The following is a 20,624-nucleotide window of genomic DNA, read 5'->3' as shown; positions in this document are numbered from 1 at the left end:
TCGTACGTGATCGAGGCTGAGCTGAAGGCACGGGTCCGCTCACCCGAGACGGTCGAACGGCATCTCGCCGCACGGGCCGAGGCCCGCGTCGAGGTGTACGAGGACACGTACTACGACCGTCCCGACACCGCCCTTGAGCGGGCAGACCAGGAGCTGCGCCTGCGTACCGTGCACGGCCCCGACGGCACCCGGCGCACCCTCCTGACCTTCAAGGGCGCCTCGGTCGACGCGGAGTCCGGCTCCAAACCCGAGTACGAGACCCCGGTCGCGGACGCACCGGCCGCGCACGCCATCCTGCGCGGCCTCGGGTACGTCGAGTTGATCGCCTTCGAGAAGCGGTGCCGCAGTTACGCCTTCGAGGCACACGGCCGCCGGATGCTCGCGACGCTGGTCCGTGTCCCCGAGCTTGACGGCACCTTCCTGGAACTCGAAACCCTCGTCCCGGAAGCGGAAGCGGAAGCGGAAGCGGAAGCGGAAGCGGAAACGGAGGCGGAGGCGGAGGCGGACCTGACCGCCGCGCTCGCCGACATCCGTACGGTGCTGGGCGAGTTGGGCATCGCACCGGAGGACCTGACCCGCGACACGTACACGGACGCCGTACGCGCCCGGCGTGCGGCCGGCACCCGTGAGGCCGGTCAGTGGACGCAGAGGTGAGGGGCCGCGGCGCCCTCGGCCGAGGGCTGGCTCGCGGCGGCTGCGCGTGCCACGTCGGCCAGCAGGCGCAGGCGTTCCGCGCGGTCGAGATAGCGCCCCGCGACCAGGACGGAGTCGATGCGTTGCGTGTGACGGATGTCGGTGCGCGGGTCCGCGTCCAGGACCAGGAGGTCGGCGCGGTCGGCGGGCAGGCCGAGCATGCGGGCGGGCTCGGTGGTCGCGGCGCGCAGGACGTCCCGGGTGGGCAGTCCGGCCTCGGCGAGCAGTTCCAGTTCGTGGTGGAGGGAGAATCCGGGGACCGCGTAGCCCGTGCCGGTGTCGGTGCCCGCGAGCAACGGCACCCCGGCCCGGTGGAGTTCGCCGACGAGACGCAGCCGGTGCTCGTAGATCTGGCGGATCCGGGCCGTGTCCCGCGCGGTACGCCCTGCGGTCAGGCCGGACCAGATGGTGGGCCAGTACTCGGTCATCCACGCGGGCAGGTACTTGAACTCCGGTGAATCAGTGGGGAGTTGGTCGGTGCGCTCCAGGGAGTGGTGGACCGTGAGGGTCGGTACGACACGGGTGCCGTTGGCGGCGAGCCGGTCGAAGAGGGCGCGGGTGCGGCCGACGTCGTACGTCCGTACCGCCTCCCACTCCACGGCGTGCACCTGCCGGAACCAGCTCGCGTAGCGCTCGAAGCTGGAGCCGAGGGCCGGGTCGATACGGACCTTCGCCAGGGCCCGCCTGATCTCGGACTCGCGGCCCGAGGTGGCGAGGAGCAGGGCGTGCAGGTGCTCGATCGACTGCTGCCCGGCGTCGCTCGCGCGGGCTATGGGCAGGGTGTCGGGGCAGTGGCCCGCATGGCGCAGGCCCTGGCGGCGTGACTCGTCGGCGATCGCCTCGTACGCCTCGGGTGTGAGCCGTGAGTACACCTTGACGAAGTCGGCGCCGCCCGCCTTCGCCTCGCGCACGGCGCGGCGGGCGGACCGGGCGTCGGCGACCTCGATGACGCGCTGGCCGGTGTCGTTGGCCCAAATGGAGGGGCGCCCATCAAGGATGGAACTGGCGATCACCCAGCGGGGACCGAGGAGTTGACCCGTACGAACCCTGTCGCGCCACTCGTGGTGGAGGGGTGCGCCCCACATCTCGCGGACCGTGGTCACACCGTTGAGCGGGTAGAGGGGCGGCACCACATCCTCGGGCCCGTCGTTGTGCACATGGGACTCGACAAGGCCGCCCTGAACGATGAACTTGCCGGTCAGGTCGTATGTGGTCGCTCCGCGGGGGATGGGGACCTGGGCGGAGGGGCCGGTGCGGGTGATGTGGCCGTCGGTGATGAGGACGGTGTGGTCGGAGCCGGTGCCGGTGCCTTTGGCTGTGCCTGTGCCTCCGGCGAGGAGGGTGGCGTGGGTGAGGGCAATGGTGCGGTCCGGGGCGGCCTTGCGGGGTACGGCCGCGGTGGCGGGTGCGGCGGACAGGAGGGCGCCGCCGGTCACGGCGGCCGAGGCGGCGAGGGCTTCACGTCGAGTGGGCATGGCACCACTGTGGTCGGGGCCCGGGGCTCGATCACTGGCTCCAGACGGTGAGTTGGGGGTGGTGATGACACCACCACGGGGAAAGCACCCACGGAAGTCGCACCGGCACGGAAGGGGCATCTCACCAGCACGGAAGGGGCATCTCGCGGCCCGGACCAATCCTTGGACCGTTCGGGATCGGATTACGTCCGAGATGTCCCGACCGCGGAGGACGTAGTGAAAGAAGCGGTGGCGGCATGCGATCCGCCGGTCTGCTGGACCCTGACCGCGGCGACCAGGCCGTTCTGATGCGGGGCGCATTGGGCGGGGCCTCGGGTACGGGAGTCACGGTCGAACCCGCGGGGGGCTCGCGGGAGCCCACGTCCGCTCCGGTCGCGTTGATGAAGTTCCCTGTCTGACTCGCGCCGGCCGTCGATTTCGCTTGTGTACGGGGGCTTGTGTACGGGGGCTTGTGTACGGGGCGTTTGCGTGGGGGCACTTGTGTACGGAGCCCTTATATCCGGAGCCGAATGGGGTGCGGATTGGTCGGTGAGAGAACTTCATCCGATCGGGCGATCGACCAATCCGCCGGGCTTTCGGGGTCGAATTCCCCACGTGACCGACGACGAGAAGGAAACGCGACAGCACCTCGGTTGGACGCGCCTGACGCTGGGCGCGTTCAGCGGTGTGCTGGCCGGCTTCGCCTCACTCGCCGTAGCTGAACTGGTGTCGGCGGCGGTGCGTCCGCAGGCGAGTCCGGTCGTGGCGGTGGGGGGCGCGGCGATCGACCGCACACCGGCCGCCGTGAAGGACTGGGCGATCCGGAATTTCGGCACCCAGGACAAGCTGGTTCTTCAGCTCGGAATTCTCGCGGTACTGGTGCTTTTCGCGCTGGTACTCGGAATTGCCGCACTGCGATTCAGGCGTACCGGTGCGACGGGTGTTCTCCTGTTCGGAGCCGTTGGGGCGGCGGCGGCCGTCACGCGGCCGGATTCGACCGGCCTTTCGGACGCGTTGCCTTCGGTGGTGGGCGCGATGGCGGGAGCCGTGGCGCTCTACGTCCTCGTGGGCCGCCTCGCACCCCAGGATCCGGCTGCCGAACCGCCCGTCGAACCGCCCGTCGAACCGGCGGAAGTCCCGCCGTCCGGCGGCGGTTGGGACCGTCGTGGCTTCGTGATCGCGGCGAGTGCGGCTGCCGTCTCGTCCGCCGGGCTCGGCGTGCTGGGCCGGACACTGAACAGTTCGAGCGGCCGGAACGCGGTGGCCTCACGGAACCGCCTCGTCCTTCCCCGGCCGGACTCCACCGCCCCCGGTATTCCCAAGGGCGCGCGGCTGCGAATCCCCGGGATCAGCCCGTTCACCACCCCGAACGACGAGTTCTACCGGGTCGACACCGCCCTCGTCGTCCCCAAGGTGGACGCGACGACCTGGCGTCTACGGATCCACGGCGAGGGCGTACGCCGACCGGTCACTCTCTCCTTCGACGATCTGCTGCGGCGCGAGTTGATCGAGCGGAACATCACGCTCACCTGTGTGTCGAACGAGGTCGGCGGCCCGTACGTCGGCAACGCCCGCTGGGTCGGCGTACGCCTGGCCGACCTGCTGGCCGAGTGCGGGGTGAGGCCGCCCTCCGAGGGCGGCCCGGCGGACCAGTTGGTGGCCCGCTCGGTGGACGGCATGACCATCGGCAGCCCGGTCGAGGACGTCATGGACGGCCGGGACACCCTGCTCGCCGTCGGCATGAACGGCGAACCGCTGCCCTTCGCCCACGGCTTCCCCGTCCGCATGGTCGTTCCCGGTCTGTACGGGTTCGTGTCCGCCTCCAAGTGGATCGAGGACATCGAACTCACCACGTTCGACGCGTACGACCCCTACTGGGTCAAGCGCGGCTGGGCCCGCGAAGCGCCCGTCAAGACCGCGTCGCGCATCGACACACCCAAGCCGTTCGCCCGCCCCGAGGCCGGCACGGTCATGGTCGGCGGGGTCGCCTGGGCCCAGCACCGCGGCATCGACAAGGTCGAGGTGCGCGTGGACAACGGCCCTTGGCGGGAGGCCCGGTTGGCGGCCGAGGACACCCGTGACACCTGGCGCCAGTGGTCCTTCGCGTGGCAGGCCGCGAAGGGCGGTCACACCCTCACCGTCCGCGCCACCGACCGCACCGGCGAAACGCAGACCGAGAAACGAACCCGCACCGTCCCCGACGGCGCCAGCGGATGGCACGCGGTGGTCGTGACGGTCGACTGACACCCGTAGCCCCTATCCACGCAACCGCAGCCGAGGCTGCACCACCAACCCACAGGAGAATCACCATGAACACCCGTGTGCGTCGTATCGCCGTGACCGTGGCTGCCGCGGCCGTCCTGCCGTTGGCCCTGAGTGCCTGCTCCGACAAGGGCGGCGACTCCGCCAAGTCCGACTCCCCGTCGAAGAAGTCGGCGCCGACGCCGACCGACGACGGTATGGCCGGCTCCGCCTCGACGGACCAGCCGTTCGGTTCCGCCTGTGCGTCGGTGCCCAAGAGCGGCGCCGGGTCCTTCGACGGTATGGCCCAGGACCCCGTGGCGACCGCGGCCTCCAACAACCCGGCCCTGTCCACGCTGGTGTCCGCGGTAAAGAAGGCTGGCCTGGTCGACACCCTCAACAACTCCCAGAACATCACCGTGTTCGCGCCGACCGACGACGCCTTCGCGAAGATCCCGAAGGCCACCCTGGACAAGGTCCTGGCCGACAAGGCCCAGCTGACCAAGATCCTCACGTACCACGTGGTGGGTCAGCAACTGACTCCCAAGGACCTGGAGAACGGCACCTTCGACACCCTGGAGAAGTCAAAGGTCACGACCTCCGGCTCGGCCGAGTCGTACACGGTGAACGACTCCGCGAAGGTGGTCTGCGGCAACGTCAAAACCGCCAACGCCAACGTGTACATCATCGACACCTTGCTGATGCCCAGCAGTTGACGGTGCCGGGGGCCGGCCGGCGAATCGGCGCCGAGGGTCCCTAGGCCGAACTGTGCCGGGCGGTTCCGCACGATGACCCACTGTCCGGAATCGCCTGAGCACGGCACTCTGTTCTGACGCGAGATCAGCGCGGGAACGTACCGGGCTACCCACTGCGCTCACCCGAACTGCCGCTCGGAACGGCGCGCTTGACGGGGCGGCCCTCCAAATGGGGCCTGGCCGACTGGCGGGCGCGCGATCCGGCAGCCCCCGACTGCGGGGAACGATTCCACCCGCACCGATGCGGTATCCCCGTGACGGGGACTTCACAGCATGCCTCTGACACGATGGAGACGTGCGCACGAGCTTGGGTCAACCAATGGCAAAGCCCCTCTAACACCGCAGCTCAGTAAGGGTGTTCCCCGCGCAAGCGGCGGGTGTTCCCGTAGGGGCGCGGGGATTTCTCCTCGGTCTGCTCCTGGGGCAGCGCCTCCGCCACGTCGCACTCCCCTGCCGATGAGGCCAGCACCTCGGCCCAGATCCGGCCTGCCACGGCTCCATCGCGACAGCTACCGAACCCAACTCCCGGCGGGCACAGGCAGACCCGGTCTCCAGCGCGACGCCCGCCGCATGCGGGACCAGATCCACCGTGCGCTCCGGTTCTCGCAAGGCGGGCGTGGCGACAGCGCGCCGGCCCGATCCGCCGTCGGACATCTCCCACGCCGCGAACGGCGCGGCTTCGGAGTCGGCGGAAGCCAGGCGTACCGTGAGGTGTACAGCCTTCTGGCGGGGGTGACTTGTGAGTGCTTTCGAGTCCGGTATGGGTGAGCGCATCGCGGAGTTGCGTCTGCGCAGAGGGATGACGCAGGAGGGGCTGGCAGAGTGGGCCGGGCTGTCCGTGGACACCGTGCGGAAGTTGGAACAGGGGCGGAGGACGACGGCCAGGCTGGCCACGCTCAATGCCCTCGCCAAAGCCCTTGACACCGAGCCCAGTTATCTCGTCGGCCAACCGAGTACCTTCGAGGCGCCGGCCGCGCCGGACGACGGTCTCCCCTCGGTACTGGCGCTGCGAGAGGCCGTGTCCCCCGTGGCCGACCTGCTGGGCGGTGACGCCGAACCGGAGGACCCTCCCACCATCGCGGCTCTGCGGGCTTCCCTTCGCTCGACGGAGATCATCCGCCGCGAGGGACGCCTGGGCGAAATCGGCGCGCTCCTGCCCCAGCTCATCAGGGACGCCCGCGCCACCGCCCACGCCGCTACCGGTGCCGAGGCCGCCGCCGCGCACTCGGTCCTCGCCGTGGCCTACGAGGTCGCCGCGACCACACTCACCGCCCTCGGCAAGGAAGACGCCGCGTACACAGCGATGGAGCGCTCCCTCGCCTCGATCCAGCGATGCGACGACCCCCACCTCGAAACCCTCGCCGTCTCCACCCTGTCCTGGGTGTTCACGAAGCAGGGTCGTCTCGCGGACGCGGAGCGGATCGCCGTCGCCCGTGCCGAGAACATCGAGCCGGGGTTCCGGTCCCCGCCGCGCGACCTCGCCCTGTGGGGCATCCTGCTGCTCCGCGCCGCCACCGCCGCCGTACGCCAGGAGAAGAACGACACCGTGACGGATCTGCTGCGGCGGGCCCAGGGCGCCGCCGAGACCATGGGCGAGGACATCTCCGTGTACGCCACCCCGTTCGGGCCCACCAACGCGGGCGTCGCACGGGTCAACTTCCTGGTGGAGATGGAACAACCCGACAGCGCGGTCCTCGCGTTCCGCTCGATCCCGGATCTCGGTTCGCTGCCGCCGACCTGGCGGGCCAGGGTGCAGGTCGACCGGGCCCAGGCAACACCGACCTCGGCAAGGACGACGCCGCCGCGCAAGCCCTGCTGCGCGCCGAGGCGGACGCCCCCGAGTGGATGCGGTATCACTCCACATCCCGGCGCCTCGTCAACGCGTTGCGCGAGCGAGCACCCCGCCGTGACGCCCCGGTGGTGGGCCTGTCCGACCGGCTCGGCATGTTGGGGTAGGGCACTGTGCCCTACCTGATCCGCAAACTGGGACAGCCCGCCCCTGGGCTGTAACCGGACGCCTCCGTAGCGTGCCCGCATCAGGACGGAACCGACCCCCAACTCCCCTGGTCAGAGGGGGCCGGTGCCGCACCCAGCGGACCCCGGAGCAGCCGTACATGACCCCCGCCGATGGCACCGCCACACCGACCGACAACAGCGAGGCCGCCGCCCCACTGCTGAGTGACCTCCTCACGCAGTGGGCACATGACCGCGACCCCGGAGAGCGGGCCGCCGTCACCGCGCTCATCGAGGAAGACGACTTGCTCGCCCGCGAGGGCGTCCGCCACCTCCTGGTCACCGAACACGACGGCACGATGTCCTGCGATTGGCTGGCGTTCGAGGCTCGGTACGCACGGGCACCTGGGCTGACTCCGGAGGACAAGGCATTCCTTGCCCTGGTCGTCGCGGTCCGCTTTCCCCGCACTGTCACGCTGTGGAAGCTGGAACTCCTGGACGACCGGCGCCTGTGCATCGTGCTGCGTGCCATGGCGAAGCTGGCCGGGTCCGACACGGTCGCCGTGGGGACGCGGGTATGACCGGGCCTCAGCTCACCTACGTCACCGATGACGGCCGCGTCGAGTTCTTCCCGGAGACCGCCATCGCGTATGAGGCCCTGATCGAGCACACCGTGACGTGTGCGCAATGCAACGCCGACCAGTCGAAGTGCGTACCCGGTACGGCTCTCCGTCGTGCACTGAGGGCGGCGCGCCGGTGAGCGCCGCCGAGGACCAGGTCCTCACCGAACTCTCGCTGTTCGAGATCCCGGGCATGCGCCAGCTCACCGCCCAGCAGAACACCGGTACCGCCTGCGTGTGGTGCGCCGATCCCCTCGTACAAGGCACGCGTGTCGACCTCCGTGCGGGCATCGGCTGGGAGCCGCACTCCTGCCGGACCTGCTATCCGATCCGGGTCGCCGTCGTCACCACGTACCGGAACCTCTACACCCACTGGACCACATGCGAGCAGTGCGAGACCGCCGCCCTCGTCGGGGACCGACTCTGCGCCGACGCCACCACACAACAGACCGCCCTACTCCGGGCCCGCACGGCGGCCGGCAAGGGCCGACCCATCTGCGTCTCCTGCCACGAACTCATCACCGAACAGGAACTGAACGACGGCACCTTCGCCCCCCTCGTCTGGATGGGATACAGCGCACCCCACCGAGGCTTCATCCACACCGGCGCCTGCCTATGGCACGGCAGCACACTGTGATGACGGGCACGCACGTTGGGGTGACCGGGTTGGTCAAGCGCCCAGAGGGCGGGGTGGCCGCTCGTAGACTGTCGGCGCCCCTACGAGAGGACCACCAATGCGACCCGACGTCTTCCGGGACTACCTCATCGACGTGGCGAAGAACGCGCCCGGTGTGCAGCGCGTGCAGCCGCTCCAGGAGGTGGGCGAGGAGCGGTATCCCTACGGGGTGGCCGTCACGGCGGCCGGCCGCGAGACCAGGTGGCAGATCACCGGACAGCTCGCGGACGGCGAGAAGTCCGAGAACCCCGCGACAGACGTCGAAGGGCAGCCCGCCGCGTACACGGCGGGAGAGTCCGGAACGTCGGACGCGTGGCTGGCCGGAGTCATCGGGGCCGCCGAGTCCCCCCAGATCGCCAAGCTCGACGTCTGGTCGCAACGCGAGGGGAACCGCACCGACCACATCGGCTGCACCGTCTTCTTCCACAACACCGCGCGGGCCTTCGTCCGGAAGATCTGAGACCTCCCCGCGGGCCCCCGGCCGCGCGGTGGAGCGCACCACACCAAATCAGCACCACCCACCCCAAGGGAGAGTGATGATCATGTGTGTCAACCATCGCGGCGAGCGGTTCGACCCCGGCGTTTGCCGTGGAGCCTGCCCGGCCTGCGGAGCCTGGACCGGTGCCAATCCCGGCGAGCCGACCACCGCCCACCAGGCCCCGGGCAGCCGCGACATGTGCCCTGGTAGCGGCCAGCCCGCCGCCTGACGACATGTCGTGCGAACTTTCGCTGTCCGAGATCCCGGGCATGCGCCGCCACGATCAGCTCGCCCGCAGCTCCGGGCACTACACCCGTTCAACAACGTAAGGAGAAGACAGTGACGACCCTTCTGGAACCCCCCACCACACTGCGGTTCCTGGCTTTGGAGATCACCGCGCGGTGTCAGCTCACCTGCCCCTCCCGTGTCGCGGCACTTGCCGTGTCCCACGCAGGTCGTGTCGCTTTACGGGCGGGCTGAGCCTCGACTCCGTGTTGCGTTGGTGCGAGCCATCGCGTCCCTTTCTCGACTGCCGAATTCTGATCATCCAGGCGGCGCCGGGATTCGGCTGGTCAGCGCGAGGCTGGGTGGGGTGGAGCGCGGTGTACTGGAAGATCCCGAGGCTGCGGCAGTCTTCGCACAGGGACTGCATACGCATCGGCGCCGGAGCCACAATCGGACTGGGCACCAGAGCGGTGCCACAGAGAAGAGCCGACGGGTGGCGCCGCCGGAGCAGAGGAGTCCTCGAATGACGAAGTACCTGATCTCGTTCCCCGGTGAGGCCATGGTGTTCCCCAAGGAGGACTTCGAGGCGGTGGTCGAAGCCTCGCATGCCGTCATCGAAGAGGCCAAGGCGGCGGGCGTGTACGTCTTCGGCGGCGGGATCGATGAGGAGGTGGACCCGGTGCTCGTGGCCGGTGACGGCACCGTCACCGAGGGCACGTACCCAGGCCACAAGGTGCCCAACGGCGGCTACACCGTTCTAGAACTGCCCTCGCGGGAGGCGGCACTCAAGTGGGCCGCGAAGATCGCCGTAGCCTGCCGCTGCTCGCAAGAGGTCCGGCAGTTCCAGTACGACCCGGCCAGCTGACGAGGGCAACCTCAGCCAGAGTCGGTCGTGCGTCGCGCGCCCACGACGAAAGGCATGCAGCAGCGCATAGGGCGGGTGACCTCAACCGACGGCACCTCGCCGGCCAACTCCCCGTGTACGGAGCGAAGGTTCTCCAGGGCGTGATCGTCTGCATCTCGGTCGAGCGTTGGCTGAGCTAACGATCTTCAAGGCCCTGAAACTGCTTCGGCCCCAGGTCGCATAGCTTCTGACCTGGGGCCGGGCGGTAGGCCGTGTGGGACTCGAACCCACAACCAATGGATTTTTAGAAGTCCCGGTTGAGCCGTGCCAGTCGGTTCCGCACGATCGTCCGCTGTCCAGAACCGCCTGATCACACCACTTCAGCTGACGCGCGACCAAGCAGACGCCCGCTTCAGCGCCGACAGCGGGGGAGCACCATTCTCCCCGCACCGATGCGTTCTCCCGTGACGGGGACTTCACCGCATGCCTCTGACACCATGGAGATGTGCGCACGAGCTTCGGTCAACCAATGGCAAAGCTCTTCTAACGCCGCAGCTCAGAAAGGGTGGTCCCCGCGCAGGCGGGGGTGGTCCGCCCCCTCCGGCGGCGTAGTTTCTCGAATCGCAGCGCTCGCAGGAGGGATGCACCGTGCACTCGATCACCAAGTACGGCAACATGATCGCCGTCGTAGGCGGTGGGATCGTCTTGGCCGCCGCGCAGCCCGCGTTGGTCGTTTCACACGTTGCCGAACGACCTCGTCCGCCTTCGCAGTGCCCGTGATGGCCGGCGAGGTGCGCAGGCCCATGGCGGCGGGGTGGATCGCACTCCCACCGCGGGCCGGGCGAGTGTCGGCCTCCGTGCCAGGTGGCGGCGACCGGGCTAGGGTTTGACCAGGGGCGAATCGCCATACCGGGAATGTCATGTACCGACACCGCAAAGCGTCGAACAGCACCCAGGAACTCCTTCTTACCCTTGGGCGCCTTGTCGATCAGGCACTGGAGAACATCAGACTCCAGCAGGCCCGGGCGGAGCTCGGCATGGCGCTGCAGCGGCACATGCTCCCTTCCGAACTGCCCCATTTTCCCGGCCTCCGAATGGCAGCCCGGTACTCGCCCTCGCAGGACGATCTGGCTGTAGGTGGTGACTTCTACGACGCCTTCCCGATGAGAGACGGGGTGGCGGGGATCGCCATCGGTGATGTGCAGGGCCACGGAGTCGAGGCCGCCGCCTTCATGGGAGAAGCTCGTGCCAGCCTTCGGGCCCTCGCCAGTGTCACAGGTGACCCCGGGCAGGTGTTGGCCAGTGCCAATGACTTGCTGATCTCGCTCGGCTGGAACCTCTTCACTACCTGCTGCCTGCTGAGCTTCGTACCGCGAAGCGGCGATCTCGGTATCGCCCGGGCCGGCCACGTCCCGATGGTGTGGGGCACCGACACGGGCGAATCGGCTGTGTGCCTGGACCCTGGCGGGGTTCCTCTGGGGATTCTGCCCGGCCAGAGCTACCCAGTGGTTCATCGACGCCTGACGCAGCCCGGTTACCTCGTCCTGCTGACGGACGGCGTAGTGGAAGGACCGGCCTACCCGATCGAGGAGGGCCTGGCGGAGGTGGCCAGACTGGTGGGCGCCGGACGTGGCATCGCCCCCGACATTCTGGCGTCGCAAGTGATCCGGGTCGCGGACCGCACCGGAAGCAATGACGATGCCGCCGTTCTCGTCGTCCGCCACGACGGTCGGCCGTACGCGCAGTAGCGAAGGCGTTACAGCTGCCGGCAGTACCGTGCTGTCGGCGCGTCCGTCCGGCCCGAACCATGCGATGTGTTGTCTGATGCTTATGTGGTGGACAGCTCACAACTCGGGCGGCACAAAGCCACTGCCTTGACGATTCTGGCGGTCGCAGCCCTCTACTACGCGACCGCCCGCCTGGGGCTGCTCCAGGAGCTGGTGCGCGGCCAGGTCACGCCCCTGTGGCCTCCGACCGGTATCTCGGTCGCCGCCCTGCTCCTGTTCGGAGCACGGGTCTGGCCCGGCATCGCCATCGGCGCCCTCGCGGTCAACATCCCAATCGGTCCCACGCTCCCCTCCGTGCTGGCGATCGTCGTCGGCAACACCCTCGCCCCGATCTGCTCCTACCTGCTGCTGAGCCGTGCCGGTTTCCACAACGACCTCGACCGCCTGAAAGACGCACTGGCCCTGGTCTTCCTCGGCGCCCTGGGTCCCATGCTGATCAGTGCGACCATCGGCAGCAGCGCGCTCGTCCTGTCAGGGGCACTGCCGGCCAGCGGCTTCTGGCCGACATGGTCCGTGTGGTGGACAGGCGACGCCATGGGCGTGCTGATCGTCACCCCCTTCCTGCTCGTGGTCCGATGGGCACGGTGGCCACCCGCCGTCGGTCTCCTGATCTGGGTCGAGGCGGCAGCACTGGCGACGTGCACCGTGACCGTGACCGTCCTGGCGACCAGCACCGGCAGCTCTTCCCTGCTCTTCCTCGTTTTCCCTTTCCTGATCTGGGCCTCGTTCCGCTTCGAACGTGCGGGTGCCGCACCATGTGCCCTGGGCGTCTCCACGATCGCGATCCTCGCCGCCGGCCGGATGACCGGCCCCTTCGCCCACCACGGTCTCCTCACCAACATGGTCACCCTCCAGGCGTTCAACGGCACCGTCTCCCTCACCGCCCTGCTCCTCACGGCGGTCGTCACCGAACGGAACCGCACCCACGAAGAGATCGGGCGCTTGTGCGCGCAGCTCTCCGACGCGGTCACGCACCTGGACACGGGATCTCACCGTGCTCCCCCCGATGCCTGAGGGGGCCCCTCGTGCCAGACATAAGGGCTCACCGAACATCCGGAGCCGTCTCCCGCATCGCCTTCAGCAGAAAGGCCCCGCCACCTGCGGTGACGGAGCCTCGATCGTTCGACTTCCAGCTACAGGTCCTCAAGGCACAGGGCTGTCGGCCGCGGCCTCCGGCTTCCGCGCCCGCGGCACGGCCACCGCCGCCCGCTCCGTCAACCCGTCCTCGTGCTCCTCGAACAGTTCCACCGCCGCCTTGACCGGTGTCGCGGCGCTGGGCCTGACCGTGTACGAGATCGCCGGACGCTGAACTCAGCCCCGTCGCCATCGGGCGGAGTCAACCTCCGTGCAATCATCGGCTGGGCACCGCACTCCTGCCCGTCCTGCTACCTGATCCGAGTCACGGTCGGCGGGCGCGGATCCCGCTGTCGGAGGTGCGCTGTACGGTCCGCTCCATGGCTGAGAGACCGACGACGAGTTGGCGTAGCGACTACATCGACCAGGCCCTCACCGAGCACGGCATCGACGTCGTAGCGCTGACCGACCGGCACGGTCTCGGCCGGTATCAGGTCACGGACAAGTGGCGGAAGTGGTAAGCCAAGCATCACCTCGTGGGGTCTGTCAGCACAAGAACGACTGAGTGCAGGATCTCCGCCTTGGTGGGACTGTGGATCCGTTGGGTGATACGCCGAGCGCGGTCCGGGTCGGTCACGGCGACTGACCTGGCGACAGCGGCGCGTACCCTCACCACGGAATACTCGTCGGTGAGAGTGTTCGCGATGCGTTCGGCTCGGTCGGGGTCAGTGGCGGCCACCGCCTTCCCCAAGGCCATCAGCACAGTCCCTTTGACGGACTTGTCGGAAATCGCGTAGGCGATGCGTTCGGCTTGGTCGGGAGAAAAGGCGTCCGCCGCGGTGACCACCGCGATCAGCGCCTCCGTCCGGCTGGGAAGCCTGACCCTGGTCGCGGTCCGTTCCGCCTGGTCGATCAGACTGCCGGCACGTTCTGGATCTCCGGTGGCCACCACTGAGGCCAAGGCGGTCAGCACCGTCGCTTGTACGTACTTGTCGATGAGGATGTTGGCGATGCGTTCGGCCCGGTCGGGATCAGCGGCGCCCACCGCCTTTGCCACCGTGGCCAGTACGCCTTCGCGCGAGGGCTTGTGCGTGAGGGTGTTGGCAATGCGTTCGGCCCGGTCGGGATCAGCGGCGGCCACCGCCTTTGCCACCGTGGCCAGTACGTCATCGCGCGAGGGCTTGTGGGGTATCGCGTGCGCGAGGCGTTCGGCCCGGTCGGGCTCCTCAGCAGCCAGCGCGGCCACCACCGTGCTGAGCACCGTGGCCAGGTCCGAGGCCGCCAGCGTCTCCACGGAGAGGAACGCCGACCACCTGTTATAGCTGCGGATCATGTCGTTGGCGATGCGCTCGGCCCGGTCGGGGTCCGTGGCGGCCGTCGTCGCGGCCACGGCGCTCAGCGCCAACCATCTGTAGTGCTTGTCCGTGATCGTGTTGGCGATGTGCTCGGCCTGATCGGGGTCAGTGGCGGCCGTCACCGTGGCCACCGTACTGAGCGCTTTCAGCCTGGAGTGCTTCCGGGTGATGTCGTTGGCGACGCGTTCGGCTCGGTCGGGATTGGCGGGGGCCATCGCCGCAGCTACGGCGCTGAGCGCCGGCGACCTGTAGTCCTCGTCTGTGATGGTGTTCGCGAGGCGTTCGGCTCGGTCGGGGTCGGTGGCGGCCGTCGCCGCGGCCACGGCGCTCAGCGCCAGCCATCTTTGGCGCTGGTCGGGGATGGTGCTCGCGATGTGCTCGGCTCGGCCGGGATCAGTGGCGACCACCGCTGTGACCAAAGCGGCCAGGACGTAGCTCTTGGTGGCCGTGTCGGCCGCCGTGTTGGCGATGCGTTCGGCTCGGTCGGGATCGAAAGTGGCCGCAGCCGTGGCCACGGCGGTCAGCGCCTTCGCCGGAGTCTGACCGACCGTGCTCGCGGCCTGCTCCGCCTGGTCGATCAGGCGTCCCGTGCGCTCGGGATCGAAGGTATCGGCTCCCGCGAGCGCCACCCGTGCCAGCGCCCGCGCTCTCCACAGTCCATCGCTGATGGTGTTGGCGATGCCTTCGGCGTGCGTAAGACGCTCGGCCATGTTTGTGCCACGGGCGGACGCGCCTTCAGGCCCCGTGGTGTCGGCCGCCGCTGGTGCGTCGCCTGACACAGGTACGGAGTGAACGTTGCCTACCAGGTCGACGTCGCGTACCAAGTGGACGTTGCGCACCAACCCGAGCAGGTCGGCGTTGTTCACGCCGCGTCGTTGCGGCACCGGCAGGCCCTCGGCGCGCAGTTGGGTGTGCAGAAGCCGGTAGATGTCTCCGAGGCTGATCATCGCCCCGGCCGCTGGACTGCCGCCGCTCAGCAGGGCCAGCAGTCGCTCGGTGAACGCGGTGTGCCGCTCTCCGGGTAAGACCAACGCGGTTCGATTCGCCGGTGACGACGTCAGTGTGTAAGTCCCGGAGACCTCGATCTCGCCGAGCACCGCCTCGTCGAATGACGCAAGCGTCTCGATCGCTCGCCCGCTGAAGCAACTGTCGAGGATCACCACCCGATTCGTGGCCTTACTGTCCAGACAGGCATCGCGTACCGCCTCGAACGGCAGCGCGGTGAATCCCAGCTGGTCGGACCGGGTCGCCGCGAGACTCAGATACAGCTCCCGGCGCCTCGGGCCCAGCAGCCCGTGTCCGCTGTAGTAGAACAGCAGCAGGTCCTCGGCCTCGTCGGCCGCACGCACCAGCACGTCGCCCACCTGTGCCACGCCGGCCGCTGGAGGAACCGGGAGGCAGTGGAAGGGACTGAAGCCGCCGAGCCTGTCGTCGGTGAGTACCTGGGTCAGATCGCTGATGTTGTTGGCGATCACCGGTACGTCCAGCAGACGAGGGTCGTCGTAGTAGGCGGGCCCGACCAACACGATCCTTGAGCGGGCGGGATCTACCGCTCGCTCACTCATTCGTCCTGCCCGAGTGCCTCTCGCAGCAGCGCCTCGACATCACGCACGCGCTTGGCGTCGATTTCCACCGTCCGCCCGTCCGGTCTGCCGTCGACCTTGATCCGCACGTCTGAGCGGCGTGGCAGAGCGAGGAACACCTTGAGCGACGCGGCCAGCACGCTCAACGCTCCGCCGCTGCCCACCGCGACCACCAGAGCGTTGGCCAGCGCTCCGAGTTCGCCCGGCTCCGGCGTGCTGTTCCCACTGACCAGACCTGCCAGCTCAGGCTCCTGAGCGAGCCAGTCGGACAGCTCCGCAAGCCCTTCGACCGGGTCGTCGGACTCGACCACCAACCACATGGCAGGCATCGTCCCTCCCCCCACATTGACGTGTGATCAGTATGGCGTCGCCGTTGGCCTTTTATCCGGGCTCCGTCGAAGAGGGTGACGACGACGGAAACGCGACGCTCTCGCCGGTGGGACGATCGCCGACGATCGCGGATGGACCCCTTGGCATCCTCGCGACGACTGATCGCTCCCGCACGGGGCCGAGAAGACCGAAGCGCCCCGGCCCGCGAATCGGGGCCGAGGCGCAAAGTGGCTGGTCAGATGGGGTTTCCCCGTCCTTGAACCAGTAGGCCGTGTGGGACTCGAACCCACAACCAATGGATTAAAAGTCCACTGCTCTGCCAATTGAGCTAACGGCCCGCATCCCGCAGCATAGCGGGGCCGCGGTGGCGGTCGTGGACCCGTCCCCGGCGAGGAGCAGGGCATACACCCGGAAGCACCCCGAAGGCACCCAGAGGTACCCACCCGGTACCCCGACGGCACGTCCCCGTGGCCATCGTCGCACCCCCGCCCCACTCCCCGCCCCTGAGTTTCCCCCGGCTACGACTCCCGGTCCGGGTTCAGGAACCAGCGTCGCGCTGACGCGAACCACCACGTCGCCGCGAAGCCCAGGACGACCAGGACCGCTATCGGGGCGTAATTGAAGGTCTCCCAGGTGACCGGTGAGACCTGCGGGAGCATGAACAGGACCGTGATCACGCCGACCCAGGCGACGGCCACCACGCCGATGGGGCGGGACCAGCGGCCGAGGTGCCAGGGGCCCCGTTCGAAGTCGTCGCCCTTGCGGAGCCGCAGCAGTGTCGGGATCACGTACGCGATGTACAGGCCGATGACGGCGATCGAGGTCACGGCCGCGTACGCGGTGACGTTGATCAGGTACGGGAGTCCGAGGACGAGGGCGCCGAGTGCCGCGAGCCATACCGCCGCGACCGGTGTACGGGTCCGGGGGCTCACGGTGTGCCACACCCGTGAGAACGGCAGCGCGCCGTCCCTCGAAAAGGCGTAGATCATCCGGCTGTTGGCGGTGACGGACGCCATCCCGCAGAAGAGCTGCGCGCCGACCACGACGAGCAGCAGCAGCTTGCCCGCGGTGGCGCCGAGCGCGTCGAGCAGGATCTGCGCGGGCGGCGCCCCGGTCGGCGACGCGAGGGCCTTGTCGTACGACTGGATGGCGAAGGTGAAGCCGAGGAGGAGGACGAATCCGGCGATCCAGGACGTCCAGATGGAGCGGACGATGCCCTTCGGGCCCGCCGTGGACGCGTCGTGCGTCTCCTCGGTCATGTGCGCCGACGCGTCGTACCCCGTGAAGGTGTACTGGGCCATCAGCAGGCCGATCAGGACGACGTACAGTCCGCTGCCCCAGCCCGTGTTGTTGACGAAGTGCGTGAAGACGAACGACGCCGACTGGTGATGGTCGGGCGCGAACGCCAGGGCGCCGACGATGACCGCGACGCCCAGGACGTGCCACCACACGCTGACGCTGTTCAGCAGCCCGACGATCCGTACGCCGAAGGTGTTCAGCAGGCCGTGCAGGACGAGGATTCCCGCGAAGAGCAGGATCGTGCGGCCGGGGGTCACCTCGAAGCCGAACTGAAGGTTCAGATACGCGCCGAGGAACGACGCCGCGCCGAAGTCGATGCCGGCGGTCACGGCGACCTGTCCGAGGACGTTGAACCAGCCCGTGAACCACGCCCACGCGGCGGCCGACCGGGGCGGCGCCAGGCGGTGCGCCCAGAAGTACAGGCCCGCCGACGTGGGATACGCCGAACAGATCTCCGCCATCGCCAGGCCCACGAACAGGGTCATCAGGCCGACACCGACCCAGCCCCAGGTGATCAGCGCGGGGCCGCCGGTGTTCATACCGAACAGGTACAGGGTGAGACAGCCCGACAGGACCGAGATGATCGTGAAGGAGACCGCGTAGTTGGAGAACGCCGACATGCGGCGCGCGAGGACCTGTGTGTAGCCGAGTTCGGCGAGGCGTTCCTCGTCCGTGAGCGGCTGTTCCGCCGCCGTCGCGTCGCTTGTCATGCCCCCAGCAATTCCCTTCCTGAGGGCAGGGCATGCGCCACGAACGCCCGTAGCGTGGCTGAAAGTTACCCCTCTCAATGACGTGAGCGGGCTCCTCCGTCTGGAGGAGCCCGCTCTCAGTCAGTCAATCGGTGACCCGATCAGGCGTCAGCCGTTGCGCTTCCAGCGCGGCTTCTCGTCCCGGCGGCCGTAGCCCGTACCCGAGCCGGAGCCCGAACCGGTACCCGTACCGCTGCCGGTACCCGTGCCACGGTGCTCGTCGCGGCGGCCGTACGGGCGGTCGTGGCCGCCGGTGCGGTGACCGGTCGCCGGACGGTCGTCGCGACGGTCGCGGTTGAACGGGCGGTCGCTGCCCCGGTGGCCGGTCGACGGACGGTCGTCGCGACGGAATCCGCCACGGTCGCCACCACGGTCACGGTCGCGGTTGTCCCGGTTGAAACCGCCACGGTCGTTGTCCCGACGGTCGTCCCTCCGGAACCCACCACGGTCGTTGTCCCGACGGTCGTCGCGACGGAAGCCACCACGGTCGCCGCCGCCGTCACGCCGCTCGAACGAACGCCCGCCACGGTCACCGTCGCGCCGGTCGTCACGGCGGTCATCGCGGCGGTCGTCGCGACGGAATCCGCCACGGTCGTTGCCACGGTCACGGTCACGGTTGTCGCGGTTGAACCCGCCACGGTCGCCACCGCCGTCACGCCGCTCGAACGAACGCCCACCGCGGTCACCGTCACGCCGGTCGTCACGGCGGTCGTCGCGACGGAACCCGCCACGGTCGTTGCCACGGTCACGGTCACGGTTGAAACCGCCACGGTCGTTGTCCCGGCGGAAGCCGCCCCGGTCGCCGTCACGCCGCTCGTACGAGGACGAGGACTGCGCATTCGAAGACGAACGGTCGTACGCCGGACGCTCGTCGCGCACCGGAGCCGAAGCCGAAGCCGGAACCGAAGCCTCGGCGGAAACCGCGCCCTCCGCGTCACCGGCACCAACACCAGCCGTGGCGACGGACTCCTCGGTCACCGCAGCCCCCGGCTCCTCGCCCCGCTCCCGCGCCGCCCGCGTCACCAACCGGTCGGCCTCCTCACGGAGTTCGGTGGCGCGGCGCTGCGCCCGCTCCAGGCTCTTGGCGAGGTCCTGGACCTCACGCTCGGCCTGCTTCGCGGCGTTGTCCGCGGAGTCGGCCTGGACCTCGGTCATCGACCGTGCACCGGTGATCTCGGCGACCTCGGGCTCGAACACACCGCCGCCGCCGACGATGTGACGCGCGGCGTCCACGCCCGCGTCCTCCATCAGCCGGAAGATCTGCCGGCGCTGGTGCGGCAGCGCGAGCGAGACGACGGTGCCGGAGCGGCCCGCGCGGGCGGTACGGCCCGAACGGTGCAGGTAGTCCTTGTGGTCGCCCGCCGGGTCGACGTTCAGAACGAGGTCGATGCCGTCGACGTGGATACCGCGCGCGGCGACGTCGGTGGCGACGAGCGCGTTGACGTACCCGTCCTTGAAGTCGGCCAGCGTGCGGGTACGCGCGCCCTGGGTCATGCCGCCGTGCAGCGCGTCGGCGCGTACGCCCGCGTCCCGGAGCTGCTCGGCGACACGGTCGGCGCCGAGCTGGGTGCGGACGAAGATGATGGTGCGGCCCTTGCGGGCGGCGATGGCGGCGGTGACCGGGGCCTTGTCGCGCGGCTTCACGACCAGGATGTGGTGCGTCATGGTGGTGACCGCGCCGGCCGACGGGTCGACCTCGTGGGTCACGGGGTTCTTCAGGTACCGCTTGACGAGCGAGTCGATCTCGTTCTCCAGGGTGGCCGAGAACAGCATGCGCTGGCCGCCCGCCGGAACCTGGTCGAGCAGCTCGGTGACCTCGGGCAGGAAGCCCAGGTCGGCCATCTGGTCGGCCTCGTCGAGTACGGCGATCTGCACGCTGTCGAGCGAGCAGGCACCGCGGTTGATGATGTCGCGCAGCCGGCCGGGCGTGGCGACGAGGATGTCGACGCCGCGCTCCAGGGCGTAGATCTGGTTGCTCATCGAGGTGCCGCCGCAGACGACCTTCATCTTGAGGCCGAGGACGTCACCGTAGGGCTGGAGGGCGTCGGCGACCTGCATCGCCAGCTCGCGGGTCGGGGTGAGGATGACGCCCCGGGGGCGCTTCTTCGCGGTGTGGCCGCCGCTCAGCGTGGCGAGCAGCGGGAGGCCGAAGGCCAGGGTCTTGCCGGAGCCGGTGCGGCCACGGCCGAGGATGTCCTTGCCGGCCAGGGCGTCCGGGATGGTCGCGGCCTGGATCGGGAAGGGGGTGGTCACGCCGTTCTGCGCGAGCTTGCGGACGATGCCGTCGGGGAGTCCGAGATCACCGAAGTCGGGCCCCGCGGGGGCCTCTTCGACGTCCGTGGCCTCGGTGGAGTCACTGTCCTTGGCCTCGGTCGCGTCGGACTCGATGACCTCGACGGTCTCGACCACGTCGACGACCTGGATGACCTCGCCGGCCTCGGTGTCCGAGCCGTTCTCGGGCACGACGACGTGATCAGTACTGGAAACAGACATGCGAAATGCGAACCT

Annotated in this window: 19 protein-coding genes and 1 tRNA gene; 13 read left to right on the top strand and 7 right to left on the bottom strand. The window is 69.1% G+C overall.

The genetic code is table 11. The annotated features are described in order from the left end of the window. The first annotated feature begins 6 nt into the window (after window positions 1-6). Window positions 7-654, top strand: a complete 648-nt coding sequence (locus tag ACFVT5_RS40310; protein WP_389898888.1) for a class IV adenylate cyclase — start codon at window positions 7-9, stop codon at window positions 652-654. On the opposite strand, the gene ACFVT5_RS40305 is transcribed toward ACFVT5_RS40310, so the two are convergent. After that, window positions 636-2,168 carry a hypothetical protein gene (locus tag ACFVT5_RS40305; RefSeq protein WP_389898886.1) on the bottom strand — a complete coding sequence of 511 codons (1,533 nt, stop codon included), beginning with the start codon at window positions 2,166-2,168 and terminating at the stop codon, window positions 636-638. The genes ACFVT5_RS40310 and ACFVT5_RS40305 overlap by 19 nt on opposite strands. A gap of 236 nt (window positions 2,169-2,404) precedes the next feature. On the opposite strand from ACFVT5_RS40305, the gene ACFVT5_RS40300 reads away from it, so the two are divergent. The 3 genes from ACFVT5_RS40300 to ACFVT5_RS40290 all read left to right on the top strand — a co-directional run bounded on the left by ACFVT5_RS40300 (window position 2,405) and on the right by ACFVT5_RS40290 (window position 5,104). Beyond that, complete coding sequence (locus ACFVT5_RS40300) at window positions 2,405-2,566, top strand: anti-sigma factor domain-containing protein (protein ID WP_389898884.1); 162 nt, start codon at window positions 2,405-2,407, stop codon at window positions 2,564-2,566. A gap of 196 nt (window positions 2,567-2,762) precedes the next feature. After that, the gene (locus ACFVT5_RS40295; RefSeq protein WP_389898882.1) at window positions 2,763-4,391 is read left to right on the top strand and encodes a molybdopterin-dependent oxidoreductase; all 1,629 of its coding nucleotides are present in this window, start codon (window positions 2,763-2,765) and stop codon (window positions 4,389-4,391) included. A gap of 65 nt (window positions 4,392-4,456) precedes the next feature. Next, entirely contained in the window at window positions 4,457-5,104 is a 648-nt protein-coding gene (locus tag ACFVT5_RS40290) for a fasciclin domain-containing protein (protein WP_389898880.1), read from the top strand. A 385-nt stretch (window positions 5,105-5,489) separates the two neighbouring features. Here the strand turns inward: ACFVT5_RS40290 and ACFVT5_RS40285 are convergent, their stop codons facing one another. Beyond that, on the bottom strand, window positions 5,490-5,636 hold the full coding sequence (locus ACFVT5_RS40285; RefSeq protein ID WP_389898877.1) for a hypothetical protein: 147 nt from the start codon (window positions 5,634-5,636) through the stop codon (window positions 5,490-5,492). A gap of 246 nt (window positions 5,637-5,882) precedes the next feature. Here ACFVT5_RS40285 and ACFVT5_RS40280 point away from each other — a divergent pair, with 246 nt between their 5' ends. The 9 genes from ACFVT5_RS40280 to ACFVT5_RS40240 all read left to right on the top strand — a co-directional run bounded on the left by ACFVT5_RS40280 (window position 5,883) and on the right by ACFVT5_RS40240 (window position 13,321). Beyond that, entirely contained in the window at window positions 5,883-7,118 is a 1,236-nt protein-coding gene (locus ACFVT5_RS40280; protein WP_389898874.1) for a helix-turn-helix domain-containing protein, read from the top strand. Between the two features lie 139 nt (window positions 7,119-7,257). Further along, window positions 7,258-7,677: a hypothetical protein gene (locus ACFVT5_RS40275; protein WP_389898871.1), complete on the top strand. Its 420-nt coding sequence runs from the start codon at window positions 7,258-7,260 to the stop codon at window positions 7,675-7,677. After that, window positions 7,674-7,856: a hypothetical protein gene (locus tag ACFVT5_RS40270; RefSeq protein ID WP_389898868.1), complete on the top strand. Its 183-nt coding sequence runs from the start codon at window positions 7,674-7,676 to the stop codon at window positions 7,854-7,856. Before ACFVT5_RS40275 ends, ACFVT5_RS40270 begins: the two co-directional genes overlap by 4 nt. Continuing rightward, window positions 7,853-8,353 carry a hypothetical protein gene (locus ACFVT5_RS40265; RefSeq protein WP_389898865.1) on the top strand — a complete coding sequence of 167 codons (501 nt, stop codon included), beginning with the start codon at window positions 7,853-7,855 and terminating at the stop codon, window positions 8,351-8,353. Before ACFVT5_RS40270 ends, ACFVT5_RS40265 begins: the two co-directional genes overlap by 4 nt. 97 nt (window positions 8,354-8,450) lie before the next feature. Further along, window positions 8,451-8,852, top strand: a complete 402-nt coding sequence (locus tag ACFVT5_RS40260; protein WP_389898863.1) for a hypothetical protein — start codon at window positions 8,451-8,453, stop codon at window positions 8,850-8,852. 766 nt (window positions 8,853-9,618) lie between these two features. After that, the gene (locus ACFVT5_RS40255; protein ID WP_389898861.1) at window positions 9,619-9,960 is read left to right on the top strand and encodes a YciI family protein; all 342 of its coding nucleotides are present in this window, start codon (window positions 9,619-9,621) and stop codon (window positions 9,958-9,960) included. An 899-nt stretch (window positions 9,961-10,859) separates the two neighbouring features. Then, window positions 10,860-11,687, top strand: coding sequence for a PP2C family protein-serine/threonine phosphatase (locus ACFVT5_RS40250; protein ID WP_389898859.1), 828 nt, complete (start codon window positions 10,860-10,862; stop codon window positions 11,685-11,687). A gap of 126 nt (window positions 11,688-11,813) precedes the next feature. Continuing rightward, window positions 11,814-12,740 (top strand): MASE1 domain-containing protein, encoded by a 927-nt coding sequence (locus ACFVT5_RS40245; protein ID WP_389898857.1) that lies wholly within the window; start codon window positions 11,814-11,816, stop codon window positions 12,738-12,740. A gap of 440 nt (window positions 12,741-13,180) precedes the next feature. Beyond that, window positions 13,181-13,321, top strand: a complete 141-nt coding sequence (locus ACFVT5_RS40240) for a hypothetical protein (RefSeq protein ID WP_389898855.1) — start codon at window positions 13,181-13,183, stop codon at window positions 13,319-13,321. An 8-nt stretch (window positions 13,322-13,329) separates the two neighbouring features. Here the strand turns inward: ACFVT5_RS40240 and ACFVT5_RS40235 are convergent, their stop codons facing one another. The 5 genes from ACFVT5_RS40235 to ACFVT5_RS40215 all read right to left on the bottom strand — a co-directional run bounded on the left by ACFVT5_RS40235 (window position 13,330) and on the right by ACFVT5_RS40215 (window position 20,609). Then, the gene (locus tag ACFVT5_RS40235) at window positions 13,330-15,678 is read right to left on the bottom strand and encodes a caspase domain-containing protein (RefSeq protein ID WP_389898853.1); all 2,349 of its coding nucleotides are present in this window, start codon (window positions 15,676-15,678) and stop codon (window positions 13,330-13,332) included. 38 nt (window positions 15,679-15,716) lie between these two features. Further along, window positions 15,717-16,067: a hypothetical protein gene (locus ACFVT5_RS40230; protein WP_389898851.1), complete on the bottom strand. Its 351-nt coding sequence runs from the start codon at window positions 16,065-16,067 to the stop codon at window positions 15,717-15,719. A gap of 266 nt (window positions 16,068-16,333) precedes the next feature. Further along, window positions 16,334-16,406 (bottom strand) — tRNA-Lys (locus ACFVT5_RS40225). A 180-nt stretch (window positions 16,407-16,586) separates the two neighbouring features. Continuing rightward, entirely contained in the window at window positions 16,587-18,077 is a 1,491-nt protein-coding gene (locus ACFVT5_RS40220; protein ID WP_389898848.1) for an amino acid permease, read from the bottom strand. A gap of 147 nt (window positions 18,078-18,224) precedes the next feature. Beyond that, window positions 18,225-20,609: a DEAD/DEAH box helicase gene (locus ACFVT5_RS40215; RefSeq protein WP_389898846.1), complete on the bottom strand. Its 2,385-nt coding sequence runs from the start codon at window positions 20,607-20,609 to the stop codon at window positions 18,225-18,227. Window positions 20,610-20,624: the final 15 nt, after the last annotated feature.

It is taken from the genome of Streptomyces sp. NPDC058001 (assembly GCF_042886315.1).
GTDB lineage: Bacteria > Actinomycetota > Actinomycetes > Streptomycetales > Streptomycetaceae > Streptomyces.
Note: the sequence above shows the minus strand (reverse complement) of the source record. Positions and strands in the feature narration are given on the sequence as shown.